The 16457-nt window shown below is 33.2% G+C and carries 12 protein-coding genes, 4 pseudogenes and 1 riboswitch; of the genes and pseudogenes, 10 read left to right on the top strand and 6 right to left on the bottom strand.

Annotation, left to right across the window (positions count from 1 at the left end):
• Window positions 1-8: 8 nt before the first annotated feature.
• Window positions 9-110: riboswitch (TPP riboswitch) on the bottom strand.
• A 72-nt stretch (window positions 111-182) separates the two neighbouring features.
• Window positions 183-1352 carry an AI-2E family transporter gene (locus SPD89_RS16625; RefSeq protein ID WP_336263069.1) on the bottom strand — a complete coding sequence of 390 codons (1170 nt, stop codon included), beginning with the start codon at window positions 1350-1352 and terminating at the stop codon, window positions 183-185.
• A gap of 436 nt (window positions 1353-1788) precedes the next feature.
• Entirely contained in the window at window positions 1789-3054 is a 1266-nt protein-coding gene (locus tag SPD89_RS16620) for an ATP-binding protein (RefSeq protein ID WP_336263068.1), read from the bottom strand.
• Between the two features lie 173 nt (window positions 3055-3227).
• Between SPD89_RS16620 and SPD89_RS16615 the strand changes: the two genes are divergently transcribed.
• From SPD89_RS16615 to ytxJ, 4 genes are all read left to right on the top strand, one after another.
• Complete coding sequence (locus SPD89_RS16615; RefSeq protein WP_336263067.1) at window positions 3228-4055, top strand: phytoene/squalene synthase family protein; 828 nt, start codon at window positions 3228-3230, stop codon at window positions 4053-4055.
• Between the two features lie 387 nt (window positions 4056-4442).
• Window positions 4443-4646 (top strand): helix-turn-helix transcriptional regulator, encoded by a 204-nt coding sequence (locus SPD89_RS16610; protein WP_336263066.1) that lies wholly within the window; start codon window positions 4443-4445, stop codon window positions 4644-4646.
• Window positions 4647-5324, top strand: a complete 678-nt coding sequence (locus SPD89_RS16605; protein WP_336263065.1) for a DUF3169 family protein — start codon at window positions 4647-4649, stop codon at window positions 5322-5324. It begins immediately after the preceding gene.
• A 79-nt stretch (window positions 5325-5403) separates the two neighbouring features.
• Window positions 5404-5748, top strand: coding sequence for a bacillithiol system redox-active protein YtxJ (gene ytxJ, locus SPD89_RS16600; protein WP_336263064.1), 345 nt, complete (start codon window positions 5404-5406; stop codon window positions 5746-5748).
• A 431-nt stretch (window positions 5749-6179) separates the two neighbouring features.
• On the opposite strand, the gene SPD89_RS23155 is transcribed toward ytxJ, so the two are convergent.
• The 4 genes and pseudogenes from SPD89_RS23155 to SPD89_RS16585 form a co-directional block, all read right to left on the bottom strand.
• Window positions 6180-6419: a DUF2651 family protein gene (locus SPD89_RS23155; protein ID WP_442961185.1), complete on the bottom strand. Its 240-nt coding sequence runs from the start codon at window positions 6417-6419 to the stop codon at window positions 6180-6182.
• 167 nt (window positions 6420-6586) lie between these two features.
• A pseudogene (locus SPD89_RS16595) lies at window positions 6587-7095 on the bottom strand (MepB family protein).
• Window positions 7096-7224: 129 nt separating this feature from the next.
• Window positions 7225-7512: pseudogene (locus tag SPD89_RS16590) on the bottom strand (DUF6262 family protein).
• Window positions 7513-7660: 148 nt separating this feature from the next.
• Window positions 7661-8333: pseudogene (locus SPD89_RS16585) on the bottom strand (response regulator transcription factor).
• An 86-nt stretch (window positions 8334-8419) separates the two neighbouring features.
• On the opposite strand from SPD89_RS16585, the pseudogene SPD89_RS16580 reads away from it, so the two are divergent.
• The 6 genes and pseudogenes from SPD89_RS16580 (at window position 8420) to SPD89_RS16555 (ending at window position 16244) form a co-directional block, all read left to right on the top strand.
• Window positions 8420-9159, top strand: a pseudogene (locus SPD89_RS16580) (MerR family transcriptional regulator).
• Window positions 9160-9810: 651 nt separating this feature from the next.
• Window positions 9811-10053, top strand: a complete 243-nt coding sequence (locus SPD89_RS16575) for a hypothetical protein (protein ID WP_336263063.1) — start codon at window positions 9811-9813, stop codon at window positions 10051-10053.
• A 43-nt stretch (window positions 10054-10096) separates the two neighbouring features.
• Window positions 10097-11437 (top strand): ABC transporter ATP-binding protein, encoded by a 1341-nt coding sequence (locus SPD89_RS16570; RefSeq protein ID WP_336263062.1) that lies wholly within the window; start codon window positions 10097-10099, stop codon window positions 11435-11437.
• Complete coding sequence (locus SPD89_RS16565; protein WP_336263061.1) at window positions 11421-13229, top strand: ABC transporter ATP-binding protein; 1809 nt, start codon at window positions 11421-11423, stop codon at window positions 13227-13229. The genes SPD89_RS16570 and SPD89_RS16565 overlap by 17 nt, the downstream gene beginning before the upstream one ends.
• Before the next feature lie 498 nt (window positions 13230-13727).
• Complete coding sequence (locus tag SPD89_RS16560; RefSeq protein WP_336263060.1) at window positions 13728-14231, top strand: hypothetical protein; 504 nt, start codon at window positions 13728-13730, stop codon at window positions 14229-14231.
• Window positions 14232-14513: 282 nt separating this feature from the next.
• Window positions 14514-16244 carry an ABC transporter ATP-binding protein gene (locus tag SPD89_RS16555; protein WP_336263059.1) on the top strand — a complete coding sequence of 577 codons (1731 nt, stop codon included), beginning with the start codon at window positions 14514-14516 and terminating at the stop codon, window positions 16242-16244.
• Window positions 16245-16457: the final 213 nt, after the last annotated feature.

Below are 16457 nucleotides of genomic sequence, written 5' to 3'. Positions count from 1 at the left end.
GTGTAATTTTTCGTAATTCACCGCTTCCTTACGCTAGTATGAACTAGTTCAAGTTCAAGGGTTAAGGCAACCGCCTTTCTCAGTTTCGAAAAACACCCCTAGTGGTGATGACAAATATTTAGTTTTGACTCTAATTCCACTATCTCATAGATTTCACTAAAAAGCAATTTTTAAAAATACAATTATTTAAACGTTTCATCTTTTGTGTCTATTTCATATGCCCCGTATTTTTCACCGTAATAATAGTTATAACGTTTTTTAAATTTCTCATAGATGTATTGAACGATAACTTTAATGAGAGCATAACCAGGAATACCTAAAATTACCCCAACTAGTCCAAATAAATTTCCTGCTACAAGTAAAACAAAAATGATGGTAAGTGGATGGACTTTCATTGTTTTCCCCATGATATTCGGAGAAATAAAATTTCCTTCTAAAAATTGTACAGCTGCCCAAACAATTGCCAATTTTAATAGCATAAATGGTGAGTGAACGATTGCGATAATAATTGCTGGAGATATAGCAATAATTGGTCCTAAATATGGAACAACACTTGTTACTGCAGCAATAAGAGCTAAAATAATTGCATAATCTAGACCAATAATCAAATACCCAATATAAAGTAAAATCCCAATGCATGTTGCAACAATAATTTGCCCTTGAATATAAGAACCAACTTGTTCATCCATGTTTCTTAAAATTAGGTTTACATCTGAACGATATCTTGGAGGAAGCAGCTTAATAGTATACTTTTTAAATGCTGTACCATCTTTTAATAAAAAGAATAAGATAATCGGAAAGGTAATGATCGTCACAACCACATTTGTAACAGTTGTTGCAATATTTTTAATTCCTTGATACGCATTGTCGAGATAATTCCCAATTTGTTGTGGTAAGTTACTTAGATTTTCCACAACCCAATCATATCCTTGCTCATAATACGTTTGAAATGCAGATGCTTGCATCCATGATTGGATACTCAGTCCCATTTGGTTTAAGTAAGAGGGAAATCTATTGATTAAATCTTTAATCTGTGACTCTACAATTGGTGCAATAATAATAGTTAGTCCGGTTATTAGACCACCGATTCCTAGAATTATTATAATAATTCCCCAAATTCTTTTGATGCGAAAGCGTTCTAAGAGATTAACGATCGGATTTAATAAATAATAAGCAATAAACGCTAAAACAATGGGGGGAAATAAGGTTGAAAAAATGACTGTTATTGGATTAAAAATAAAAGCAACTTTATCATAAATAAATATGACGATCCCTAACAGTATTAGGACTAAAAGGATAAATATTAGGTCACGACCACCGATAAACTTCATAAATCTACTCGAAAATTTCATTTACGGTCTCCTTTGGAAAAATAATCGAGATGATTGATCAGCATCTCTGTGTTATTTTTTATTAAGACTATTTTCGTAATTTTATTGTTTTTACTTAGTTGAAGTATACTGTGACATAACTATGAAAGAAATACTCGCTCTCCAAGATGTCGAGTCGATTTCGAACATGTCGAGTCATTTACCAAGAAGTCGAGTCGATTTCGAAGAAGTCGAGTCGATTCCCAAGATGTCGAGTCGAACTCAAACATGTCGAGTCATTTCCCAAGAAGTCGAGTCGATTCGCAATATATGAGTCGCCCCAGACTTGAGTTGATACATAGATAACATGTAGACTCTTATGTCGCAGTTTATGGATTTTGTAATTTTAAACAACAATGTTTTAGAGAAAAGGCAATTATTTAAAAGGTATATTATAAGTCTAACATTATTTGATAAATTAAAACCCTAATTTTTCATCATAATCTTCCATTTCAAAATCTTGTTTCATCGTTTTTTTATGATTTTCTTTTAATTCTTCGATAATTTTATCCACGTCAACTTTTTTCTCATAATGCCATTCTAACGCCATGGACATATAAAGTTCATTTAATTGTGCTATCGATAGTCCTTTTGTTTTCTCAGCAATATAATCAATTTTATTTTCATCAACAAATTGGACTACTTTTTTATTCATTAAATATTCTCGACGTAGTTCTATTCCCGGTTGCTTTATCTCGTAAGCACGATCGAAGCGACCAGCTCGATTAATCAAAGCAGGATCGATTTTTTCAGGATAATTGGTTGTTCCAATTAAAAAAATCCCTTCTTTTGTTGTAGCACCGTCTAATGTATTTAGAAAAAATGAACGACATTCATATGGCATGGAGTCAATATCTTCGATGATTAAGATAACAGGTGCTAGTTTTTTGGTTGTTTGAAACACCTCATCGATTGAATAACTTGAAGTATATTCGGTTATTTGCCAATAAACAACAGGGGCTTCAACACTTCCAGCAATTGATTTCACTAGTGTTGTTTTCCCATTACCTGGATTTCCGTATAACAAAATACCGCGCTTGTACGGGATGTCATACATTTTAAAGAAAGTCCCACTTTTTGAGAAAAACTCATCGATGGAACGAAAAATATCTTTTTTAACATTGTCTGCTAGTAAAACCTCATCTCGGTGAATTTGTTTCGTAATATCTTCTTTTGATCGTTCCAATCCATCCTCCGTGTCTGTTAATACAGTAATCCCATGGAGCATAAATTTTCTTTCTTTATCAATCATTTCCTTAATAAATGTTAAGATACTTTCATCATCCACTGCAAAGAAAAATTCTAATGGAAAATCAGCATGACTTTGGTAGATAGTGATAGTTGCATAAGCAACTTGATACTTTTCGAAGTATATTAAATTATTTTCGTCAGAATATGAGATAAAATAATCTTCGTTGTCTATATAATGAATTTTTCTAGCACTAATATGATCGAAAATAGGAGATACTACTTCAATATCAGGTGAATTATTTTTTAGCATTTGAATTATTGCGCTGTTTAACTCTTCAAAACCGTCTTCTGATGAATAAATTTTAAAAGTTCTCCCAGTCTTATCATATAAAGTTTTTACAACCTTTTCAATTGCAATTGCATAATCGTAATAATGTGGCATTGTTTCTCGATCTATTTCTGTAAATTTAATTAATGAAATGTTTTCAGTCATCTTGCATTTTCCCTTCAAGTGTTAATGTAATGAGAGGATTATAATCCAATATTATTCAAATGTAAATATAAATCTAAAATTTTTTAGAAAAAAAGAAAAAAGTAATATGGTAAGAAATATTTGCGATTCTTTGCTATACTTGAATTAGAGTCCGCATAAGGAGGAAACGTAAGTTGAGTTATCAAGCTAAGCTAGAAAAGGAAGCAATGCATGTATTAAAGGAGACAAGCCGTACTTTTTATATCCCTATTACATTATTAAAGCGAGAACTTAGATTAACAGTTGGTTCTGCTTATTTATGTATGCGTGCCATCGATGAAATTGAGGATCATGAGACGTTAGCGGCTGATGTGAAGCAGGATCTTTTACAAAATACTGAAAAGTTATTACTGGAAGATGGCGAGTTTGATCAGCATGCTTACTTACGTTCCATTGAACCGTACCAACTGAAGCTACCAGAAGTTACGATCCGACTAGCTGACTGGATTAAAGTCTGCCCGGAAGGTATCGTTGGAAAAGTAAGAGAAGCTACAGCCGAAATGGCTGGTGGAATGGCGGACTGGGTAAAAAGAGATTGGTTTATAAAAACGAAAGATGATCTAGATAATTATACTTATTATGTAGCAGGGCTCGTTGGGGTTATGCTTTCTGATATATGGAAATGGTATGACGGAACGGAAACGGATCAAGATTTAGCAATAGGATTTGGCAGGGGGTTACAAGCCGTAAATATTTTGCGTAATCAACATGAGGATTATACGGAACGAGGGGTTCGCTTTATTCCCGAAGGATGGAGCAGGGATGATGTATTTGCGTATGCTAACGAAAATTTGCGCCTCGGTGAACAATATTTGAAAGATATTAAAACCCGTACGATTAAACTATTTTGTAAAATTCCATTAGCTTTAGCGAAACGAACATTAGAAGCTATGGAAGCTGGAAAAGAGAAAATGTCGCGTCAAGAAGTAGAAGAAGTAGTTGCAGAAATAAAGAACGAGTAAAAAAGATTGCCAGGGATGATTAGGCAATCTTTTTTTTTTGAAACAATTACTTTCTGTGGATGGGGATGGGATATGCGGATAAATGCATCGAGCCGATATTTGTATAAAAACGCCAATAAAATAGTATTCGCGCAGCGATATTTTTGTGCAGAACCACCGATAAAATAGTGGTCGCGCCGATATATTGCGCAGAAACCGCCGATAAAAAAGTAATCTCGTCGATATATGTACAGAATCCTATCACGCTACAAAGAAACATACATAAACCAAACTTTAAATAGAGAAAATTTACAAATTGATTTTTTTGACCAATATATTTTTAATTTTGACAAATAAACTTTACAAAATTAAAACTATCATTTACAATTAATTCAGAGGTGATGAAATATGAAAAGTCGACTTAAAGAACTTCGCGCACGAGAAGGGCTCAATCAAACACAACTTGCAAAATTGGCGAAAGTGTCGAGACAAACGATCAGTTTAATCGAACGTGAAGAGTTTGTTCCGTCCTTATTGATTGCAGTTCGGATTGCACGTATTTTTGAAGAGCCGATTGAAAACATATTTTTCTTTGAGGAGGATGAATTGTAAATGAAAATTATAATACAACTGTTATTTGGTGCTACTATCGGGTTTTTTGGAGTGTATTTTATGTTAAGTATCTCTTCTTTAGATTTATTAACATATGCTGATGTAATTGTGACTGGATTACTAGTTATCGCTTTTATCCTATTGGGATGGAGTTTTCTTTTACACAGGCAGATAAAAAAATTAGGTAGTAAGAATTTACAAGGTGATGAAGAAGATGAAATTGATGTTTTAAAGTACAAAAAATTTAGTGATTATTCATTATTTTCACAATCTAGTTCGATTATTGCATTATTGGCGTTATGTGTTGTATTAATGATTACAAAAAATATGGTGCTTATCGTTGTTGGAATAATTATCGCAGTTATTAGTTATTTATTTGTAGCCTTTATGGTAAACTTAGTGCATTTTGTTTACCCTGAACGTGAAATACCTAGTGTGTCTGATTCAAAGTATGCTGAAAAATTGTTAGAAACTGCTGATGATGGTGAAAGGTACATCATTTTAAATGGACTGTATAAAACTTATCATTTAGCAAATACAGTATTAATTTTTGCCATGATAGGTGCGACACTTTATTCTGTCTTCACTGATAATTCACAAGTTTTTTCTGTTGTTCTCATGGCGATTGTATTACTTGTGTTAAATGGAAACTACTTGTTCGCTGTTCGTAATAAATAAAAGTATACCAAACTGATTATTTGTATGAAGGAAGAATTATCCTTAAAATAGAGGCAAATGCTATACAAGGAGGATTTATATGCTAGAATTAAAAGAACTTTTAGAAATAGATGATTTAAATGAAGTGTGGGAAACATCAACAGAAAAGCCAGTCATACTTTTCAAGCAAAGCACCACTTGTCCAATCAGCGCTGAAGCATTTGCTGAATTTCAACGTTTTTTAGATAATAATGAGGAAGATATCGGAGCATTTTATGTAAAGGTGAGAGAAACTCGTCCAGTGTCTGATCAGATTGCAGAGGACTTAGGGATCCGGCACCAATCACCACAAGCGTTTGTTTTGAAAGATAAGGAAGCAGTTTGGAATGCTTCTCATGATAAGATAACAGAAGATAGTCTGAATGAAGCGTTACAAAACGTATAATTGAAAAAGAGGATAAGATAAAATCATGTTAGTCATAGAAATACGAACTGTAATATAAATTTTTCATGAAACGTATTCGTTCGGATTTTTTAAACTTTTTTGCTAATTTTCATAATCTGCAATCTAAACAAGCTTGATCTATTCCCGTTAGCAATGTAATCGTAATCTAAAGGCTTAACGACATGTATTTAACGCATTTAAATCAAACGGAAAAATGCAATGTAAAATTTCAGGTAACAATTGATTACGATCATAAGAATGTACCACTTCCGTTATCTTTTTTTCAGTGATCGACAACAGACTTACTACTTGTTGCTTTACAAAATGGCAAATATTTTAAATAATGTAAATCAAAAGCCTAATTCTTCTTTCTATTTTATCGAGGAATTAGGCTTTTGATCTGCAATAATCGCGTCCATTTAATGAATATGTTATAAAAGCCTTGATTGCTTGTTTGAAGATTTCAACACGGATAGTAGTTTGACGCACAAGCCAGCCAATAGGGAAAGTAATGTGTACAATATTAACCAAAACCAAAGAAGTGAATGCAGTATCGTCAAGTTAGCTGTAACAGAAATTATTGCTACCAAAATCGGCGCCAAATAAATATTTTTAAAGATAAGGTATCCGATTATTCCAATCAAAATTGATGCCACTGGAAACGCAAACATAACTAATATAATAAACAAAAACACTTTTATCCTCTACCTTCACTACTTAAATTTATATACAATAGCAGGGATTAAGCTTTGTTAAGCAATTGCATCAGTTCTTGTTCAACAATCGCCGTATTCTAGAACAATGCTTCTTCATACATACTGCGCCGGTTTGCATAGGATTAAAGCGAATACAGTTCTATTATTTTGTCTATGGGTAATTTACTCGGATCACTCATATTAACAAAATAAGGCAATTGCCATTTTTGTGTTTTCATCGCTTGCTTACTAGTCGGTTTATCCCAGCTAGAATAAACTCTCATTGCCATTTTCCCCTTTGATGAACTGGACTTAAGAATTTCCTGTTTGAAAAGAATTTCTTTTGGAAAAATAAATTGTCCAAACCACTATCATTTTTAAAGGCAGTTATGACTAATAAATCAGGTGCTTCCTCATACGTAAAGGGTTGGTTTTTATTATTTTCATCTTTTTCCCAAAAAGCAACAAACTGCCCTACTTTGGTCGGGGTTATATTTGCAACCCTGAAACGAACTGTTCTCGAAGATAATCGAAATATACCAGCTCCATACTTAGAATTTTGTTTTTCTTCTTGAACACTCTTTACAGTTAAACCACTTGGCTCGTAAATCATTTTATTTACATAATTTAATGCTGTATAAAAATCATTCATTATTCCACCCTCAAATTTCCTTACTACCGATCTCATAAATTAACTCAAGTATATTTTAACCCATACCTATAGGAAAAAAATTCACACGATAATCTGAAAACACTATTAATTCTGAGAAACATAATACCACTAAAACAGATTGCCATGGAATTTTGGAACTTGATCTTTTAATTGTTTGTTTTCGTCCTCTAATGCCTTTATACGACTTTATAATGTCTTTATTAGTACCTCCTCTGAACGTGGACTTTTGAGGGCTAACTCATTTATTTGCATCCCTCTTAATGTCTCCAATCTAGTTCTGATATCTTTTTGATTGTAAATCCATGACTTTAAAACATTTGCCTTTTGTGCAACGGAGTTAAAATTAATCTTCTCCTATTTTAATGCCATTTCTGAGATTGTCTTTTCTACTCTAATTCTTGTTTTTTCCGACTTTTCTTATGATAGTTGAATGATGGTAGTTGTGTTACTCTTTCTAGTCATCTTAATTCGTCACCTTTAACGAATGAATAAACTGCTCTAATCTAATTTTAACACGTTCGTAGAGACTTTCCGTATAAAGATTTCATACAGAAGCCACCTTGAGTTTATATCCAACCCCTCGAACTGTTGTGATTTCTATTTCGGAAAAAGATATATAGCCAAATTTTTCTCTTAATCGTTTAATATGCACGTTTATAGTTTGGTCATCTCCTTCGTAATCAAATCCCCAAACTCGTTCAATTAAATAGTCTCTAGTAAATACATGATTAACACGGGAGGCTAGTGCTAGTACGGATAATAATTCAAACTCCTTTAATGGCAGGAATAGAGTTTTAATCTCTACTTCATAGCTTTGACGATTATTTTTCATAGAACCAACTTGAATATTCGGCTCCAGAGACTTGTCGTATCGCCTTAAAATTGTCTGAATTCTGAATAACAGCTCATTTGGTTCAAAAGGTTTGACGACAAAATCATCTGACCCAGTGAGAAATCTTTTATTTTTTGTCTTCTAGTTCTCCTTTAGCTGTAAGAAGGAGAACAGGAATGTTCATTTCGGTTAATTTTTTTGTTAACAAAACCGTCCATTTGAGGCATCATTACATCAGCGACAGCTAAATCAGGTAACTCATGTTCAATAAGAGCGAGTGCTTCGATTCCATTGGTTGCCTTTAAAACTTTATATCCGGAATGGGTTAGATGTATACTGACAAGGTTTAAATACTTTCATCATCATCTATAGCTAAAATTTTAATCAATTTTTTCATCCTTTCTTAAAACTCGTGTTGACCCTTACGTAACGTTATCCTTTATAGTACTAATTAGAGGGGGGAAATCAGAAGTGAAAGTGAAAGAAGTAGCGGATCTAGCAGGGATTAGTGTAAGGACGCTTCATTATTATGATAAATAGGACTTCTCACTCCGAGTGAAATAAATGAATCCGGTTATCGTATTTATTCTGAACGAAATTTGGAACAGTTGCAACAAATTTTGTTTTTTAAACAACTGGGGATGCCTTTAAAAGAAATTAAAGCAATTATTGGAAGTCCTACGTTTAATCAGTTGGACGCTTTAGAAATGCATCGGGAAATCCTATTGGAAAAATGGGAAAACATACACCGTCTTATTCAAACAATTGATAAGACGATCCAATATAAAAAAGGAGAGATTGAGATGAGCATGGAGGAAAAGTTTTCAGGGTTTAATTTTGATGAAAATAATTATGAAGAAGAGGCAAGGGAGAGATGGGGAGACGCAGCAGTTGATGAAGCAAATGCAAAGAAAGATCGTTGGACTAAAGGGGAGAAACAAAGGATGGAAAAGGAGTTGGAAGAGACTTTTAAACGATTAGCAAAAATTCGTCATCTTGCACCTGATTCAGAAGAGGCACAGGAGGCAATTGAACAATGGTGGAAGTATTTAAATAAAATAGGATCGTATTCCTTGGATGCGTTTAAAGGATTGGGAGAAATGTATGTAGCTGATAACCGGCTTACGAATAATATTGATCAATTCGGAGAAGGATTGGCAACATTCATGTGTCAAGCAATGCGAATATTTGCTGAACAACATAAAAGCTGAGCAGAAATATCTGTTCATCTTTTACTATTTTCATGAGAGGCATGATTTGCATTTCATGATGAGAAATATGTGTACTAAACGAATGACGAGTGAAAAACTAACATGGCAAAGTTAACTAAATAGTGTCAAAATATTGACCTAGATCCACAATTCTGCTCGGTAAAGTACTTGTTAACTAGAGAAAATAACTCCAAACACCGCCTTTTAAATCTTTATTAGTATAAAATATAGTAAACTTTGTATATTTTAAATACAACCTAGTCTTGACATTGACTAATTACAAAGTTAATATCATTATAATGTTATTATAAATAATTATATGTAAGCGCTACCAACAATATTTAACACATTGGTAACTCTTATCTCAGATGAATTAATACCAATGCAATATTCATAAAGGACGTTGAGAAGATGAATAATCGGTTGTCTAGATGATAGTATAAATCAAGGATTAGCACGGTGATAAGTGACTGAAGGGTAAATCTATACTCGAGGCTAAACATGTTCGAGGACAGCAAGTCATCATTGGACCGAAGTGCCAGATTGACTATGTTGAATATACTGATTCTATAGAAATTAGTCCGGAATCAAAAGTACGAGAGAGAAAAAAGATAAAATAATATGCAATGAGAATGGAAAGGATGGATGAAGTTGCATTCTCCCATAAGTACATTAAGGAGATTATATAAAATTAGTAATAAGTATTTCTTAGTTTACACTATTATTGCTGGATTAGCAATAATACAGGCTAGCTTGGGAATTGGTTTAGCGGAGGCATTAAGAAAGATGATTAACGCAGGGGTAGAACTTGATGTCCAATTGCTTTATTTCGCCTTAATATTAGGAATAGGTGTTGTATTGACTCAAGCTATTACTAACTGGGGATTTACTTAATAGGGTAATTGATTCAGCTACAGAAGCCCAAAGTGGATTAAATATGAAGTTAGGAGAAATAATGGTTAATATTTTTCAAGTAGTATTTACCTTAATCTATTTTTCTTTTTTAAATATTGGTTTAACCATTGGTTCCATATTGATAGCCATCCTTATGCCTTTACTATCTAGTCCATTTGCAAAATATATACGGATAAATCATGAGAATCATTACAAGGAAATGTCGAAAAGCGAGGCACTGATCCAAGATACTGTTCAAGGCGCTGAAGTAATCAGAGCTTATCCAGTATATGACATGCTCGTACACAAATATCAGAAACATTTGAACCAGATTCGTCATTATGCTAAAAAAAGAATTCGTTTTGAAGAACTATATATGAAAATGCAAATTGTATCTACATTTTTTGGGTTAATCTTTGTATTTAGTTATGGTGGTTATCAGGTTTACCTGGGAAACATGGATGTTGGAGCGGTAGCCGCATTTTTGGTTACATTTGAACGTCTTTCTCGCCCAATTTCAGAATTATCATCATCGTGGAATCAACTTCAAACTTCTATTGCGAGCGCCAACCGAATATTCGAACTTCAAGAAATTCCACAAGAAGTTTCTCAATCAAAGAAAAAAACAAATTCTAAAATATCTAAAGATGGTTTTTATTTTGAACAAATACACATGGAACTTAATGAGAGAGAGATTTTTCAGGATTTGTCTCTCCATATTGAAAAGCACAAAATGACAGTAATTGTTGGACCGAGTGGAAGTGGGAAATCTAGTATGTTACATTTACTCATGGGATTCCATAGCCCTAAGCAAGGAACTATATATTACGATCAAGAACCCATTGCTGTTCAAGATCCAAACGAGTGGAGAATGAGAATTGCTTACGTCCCTCAAGAGCCATTTCTAATCTCAGGTAGTGTCATAGAAAATATTCAGTTAGGTAAATTGACCGCAACTAAAGAAGAAATCAGTGAAGTTGTAGAAAAGGTTGGGATTAATTACTTGATTGAGAATTCCTCAGCAAATCTTGATGTATTAGATCGTGGGGGGACACTTTCAGGTGGAGAAAAACAAAGAATTGCCATCGCTCGTGCATTGTTAGATCCTAACAAGGAAATTCTTATATTAGACGAGGCGACATCAAATTTGGATGTAGAGACTGAAAACATCGCTCTTAATGCGATTCGTGAATTCGTAGAAAAACGTACATTTATTATGGTTGCACATAAGTTAACCACAGCTACTTATGCGGATAAAGTTGTCTTTGTTGAAGATGGAAATGTGGTTGAAGAAGGAACGCATGAAGAACTAATGTTACTTAGAGGGAGATACTATAAAATGTATAATCAGTGGGAGAATAAGGAAAATGTCAGTGAAAACTAAACATTTAGCTTCCTCTAAGGAGGATGTGGAATTTTTGGAAAGTCCTTACAAATTATATCTTAAGATTTTTTCTTATTTTAAAGCGTTTAAATGGTATTTGGTAGCTATTATTTTATTAATCTTCATCGATGTTTCATTCAGTGTGGGTACAGCGTGGGGTCAGCAGTTATATATAGATATCATTGCAGAAAAAGACATAAATGGTTTGTATCGTCTAGGGATTATTTCTTCAATTGTAGTCATTGTAGGTACGTTTTTTTTGTTCTTGCAAGGTATGATGAACAAGTATCTTGCAGAGTCGGTTCGTGTACGTCTGAATACGTTGGTTTTCCAGAAGGTGAACTCCCTAAAACTGCGGGATATTCAAAATTTTCACTCAGGTGATTTAACAAGCATAAGCACAAATGATGTGAAACAAGTTTCTAATGTTATCAGTGGTGTGATGTTGCAAATAGTGAGAAATGTGATACTTGCTTTAGTATCTTTTATTTATCTAATGAATATCAATGTGTTTCTTTCATCATTGGTATTGATTTCTGGACCAATCATATTTTTTTCAGGACGCTTTTTTGACAAGAAACTACGTTTACTTTCCTTTGATATCCAACGCAGTCGTGGGATGGTAAGAAGTACACTTCAAGAAAATTTCCAAGGAATACTATCTGTAAAGTCTCTGAGACTGCAAAACTTTTTTGAAGAGAGATTTTTAATGAATAAAAATAAAGAAAATAGTTTAGTAATAAGCAGTGTGAAGTATAAGATTAAGATGTCTGAAACTATAGGACTAGTAAATAACTTTTTAACTATTTTTATTGTCTTTTTTATTAGTCAATCAGCTATTCGAGGCGAAATAACAATAGGGAGCATCGTAGCATTTATGTCACTCTTTGGGAGAGTTCAAATTCCATTTGTTAATTTATCCCGAAATTGGGGAGAAATTCAGGAAGGAGTCGGAGCCGGAAAAAGAATTTTAACTATTATTGATCTAGACAATGAGCAACAGACTTCTGTTAACAAAGTATCTGAAAAAAATATTAAAACTGATCAAACGGATACAGCTATTGAATTAAAAGGAGTGGCTTTTAGTTGTAAAGGAAAGAAGTACAATAAGCAGATATTACATAATGTTAATTTCAAGGCAATGAAAGGTGAAATGGTGGCAATAGTGGGGTCAAGTGGAGCTGGTAAAACAACCCTTTCACGAATAATTTGTCAATTATATGAACCCACTGAAGGAGAGATAAGGTATTTTGATCAATACGTGTCTCATCAGTCTAATGTTTCAAACTCGTTTATTTCTTATGTTGCACAGATACCGTTTATATTTCCGGGAACTATTCGGGAGAACATTACTTTTGGTATGAAGAATGTGAATGAGGAACAAGTAATTGAAGCAGCTAGAAAAGCAAATGCCTATGAATTTATCAAGGACTTGGAAAATGGTTTTGATACGTATATGTCTGAATCAGGTTCATCTATTTCAGGTGGGCAAAAGCAGCGTATTATGATTGCCAGAGCATTTTTAAGAGACACACCAATTATTGTAATGGATGAGCCAACTTCCTCGCTGGATAATGCATCAGATCAATTGATACAAAAAGCTATCATGTCAATGCAAGGAAAGAAAACAATTATTATTGTAGCTCATAAATTACAAACGATTATGAATGCAGATCGTATTATCGTGATGTCAGATGGTACAATTATCGAATCCGGAACTCAGAAAGACCTATTAAGCCATCCAGATTCAGAATATCGTAAAATGTTAGATAAACAATTGACCGTAGGGTAAATAACTATATTATAAATGATATGATTTACAGATACTGACGGAGGAATAAAAAATGAATGAAAAATAATTTGCCAATTAAATAAACCATATAATGATTTGTGGATAGATTGTTCAATTAATAGCATGCTTAGTATACTTATGGCACAGAGTGATTCACTACAACAATACTGGTATATGCCTTGCTTCTTGACAGCTAGTTATTGTCAATCTTTATATGAAGATACATTAAATACGGGTTAAATAGAAGGATGTATTCCATATATAACTTATGATAGCGGATACCTAGGGTTGAATGATTTGTTTCAAGTACAGACCATTTCAATGTCTTCTGTAGATGAGATGAATGAGATAGTCTAACAATTATTAAAAGATGAATGGTATGTCTTTGTAAAAAAACTAATCTAGGGGGGATAGGCTATTCTACTATGAGTCTCCATCTCCATTTGGGGGTCTCATTATTCAGAGTCGACGAGTCTATTTGATGAAGGGTATACTAACGTGTACATTTGGGCAAATAACGATTTTCTTACACATAGAAGAAAAGGGATAGATTATACCTTTAATAATACATTACACTCGGTTGCATTAAAAGAATATATTAAAAGTGGGAGAAACTACGAGTTCTTATTGGAAGATATTAACTCCCCTCAGTTTTTAGACTACGTTAGCAGTGAAGTGATAAGAAATGCTGTTTTTAACGAAACCCCTGAATATGCTAAGACAATTATGTACATAGACATTAATGAAATTAAAAGTATAGGTTCGTTAGAAAAAATTGTTTTGAAAAACTTTAAGAGATATATCACAGAATTTAATGATAAATATATTTTTTATAAAGGATTATTACATTTTTCGTCAACAGAAACAGAGACAAAAGAATTTAAAAATGACAAAGAGACCTTCGAGTTATTAATTCAAATGTTTAGTATGATTTCCGGGTCTAGATATTTATTCCGCCAATATTTTGACACTTTTTTACATGATGAAAAGATATCCATATGATTAAAAAAGACATCTTTATTAGCGGAACAATTAAAAAATATATTCTTGAAGGGTAATATCTTAGGAAAATACCAATTTAATAGAAAAACTGTGTTTAAAATGTGTTATGAACTCATGGAATTAGAAAAAGCAACTATTCTGGATTTAAAAAAAATATCCTGTAGGGTTTTTTAGGCTTTTTCCTAACAAATTATGTTGTAAGAGGTATAAATCAAAAGTAATTAAATTCATCATCCATTTTCGATGAATAATGAGAATGATTACAAGGGGTTTGGTTGTAAGATGAAGGGTGTTCAATCAGAATTATTGGCTTACGTAAAAAAGAAATGGCTCATATTTGTAATACTCATTATTAGTTTATTTGCCGGAATATTTTTAGACTTAGCTTTACCATGGTTTATGATGAATATTACAGATTCAGCTTTGATTGGTAATACCAACCAATTTCGTTTTGTATTAATTATCGGAGTTGTATTGTTAGGGCTAACATTTATTCAAAATTATTATGATGTACTAGTTAAGAACTATATTTCCTCATACATAAGAAACGATTTGCGTGTCCGATTATTTAATCATCATTTAAAGTTACCGATCTCCTACTTCAATAAAACCAAATCCGGAGAGATTTCTTCAAAAATAATTAATGATGTCAATGTAGTGGGAGACTTAATGGGTAGTACATTTATTAGTCTATTACAGGGCCCGTTAGTTGCTATAGCTGCATTTATCTTCCTATTGAAAATACAATGGCAATTAGCCCTAGTATGTGGTCTGATCGGTCCGTTAATTATCTTGATTGGAAAAATTTTTGGTTCATCCATGCGAAAGATATCAGGTGAATTACAGGAGCAAGTTGCTCACAGTCAGAGTTATGTGCAAGAAACGGTAAAAAATATCCCTTTTATTCGGACGTATTTACTTGGTAGTGTTGTAGCTGAGAAATTTCAAGGGTTAACTAAGGGAATTTTTCATTATGATTTACAAAAAGGGAAGGCACAAGCCGCTTTGCAAGGCTCTTCACAGGCAATTGGATTTCTTACTTTTTTGATTGCTTTTGGATTGGGAGCTTATTACGTATTAATAGGTGACATTACAATAGGTGCTTTATTAGCTTTTATACAATTATTAAATCATGTAGTATGGCCGTTTAGCGGCTTAGCGCAGGTTTGGGGATTAACCCAGGAATCATTGTCTGCTTGCGATCGGATATTCCGTGTGTTTAAGGAAAAAAGACAATTCGATACATTTCCACAAAAACATGAGGTGGGAAGAGAGAGAAGTAACATATCAATGAAAAATGTAAGCTTTTCGTACAATGAAGAAAACAAGAAAGTCCTATCTGATATTAACTTAGAAGTGAAAGAGAACCAATTTGTTGCTATTTTAGGACACAACGGGTCTGGAAAATCGACTATTTTCAAGATTTTATTAGGGTTCTTTCCTTATTCAGGCTTGATTGAGATTAACGATAAAGATATTAGTAAGATGACCTATGCAGAGTTAATGAGTTACTTTTCCTTTGTTAGTCAGGATCAGTACTTATTTTCTGGTACAGTTTTAGAAAATATAAGATATGGAAATTTAGATGCCACAGAATCGGAGATAATCACGTTATTAGAAGAATTAAAATTATATGATCTCATCCATCATTTGCCTAATGGATTGGCGACAGAAGTAGGTGAGGGTGGAGCTAATTTATCAGGAGGACAACGGCAAAAAATATCGATTGCTAGGGCGGTATTGCGTAATGCTCCTATCTTTCTTTTAGACGAAGCAACTTCCGCATTAGATTATCAATCAGAAGAACAGATTCAAGAGGTATTACTAAAATTCAAGCATGAACGAACTACCTTAGTCATTGCTCATAAGGCTTCTACCATTAGAAACGCAGACAATATTGTGGTTTTAGACAAAGGTGAAATAATGGCTATAGGTACACATGATGAATTAATAAATAACAATATGTATTATCATAATCTATATAAAGAATATGAATTTGGGAATGAGGGGTAAAAGTGATAGAGAGCGAGATGAAAAATATGACGATAGTTACCAAGTACCAATGAAGTTCAACAAAATGGGGACTATCGCATTAACGCTGTCATGATGTAAGTCCTTTTAGAGCAAGTTGATTTTTTAGTTTTTTCATGTTTTTTACAACTCTTTTACCTGTTAGTTCCAAAGGCTTTTTTGTACCGCCGTTCAACCGTGCTGATTTTACATAGT

It is taken from the genome of Pseudogracilibacillus sp. SO30301A, assembly GCF_037072025.1.
In the GTDB taxonomy this organism is placed as follows: Bacteria; Bacillota; Bacilli; order Bacillales; family Amphibacillaceae; genus Pseudogracilibacillus.
The sequence above is the reverse complement of the archived record's forward strand: the minus strand, read 5'-3'. Positions and strand labels throughout refer to the sequence as shown.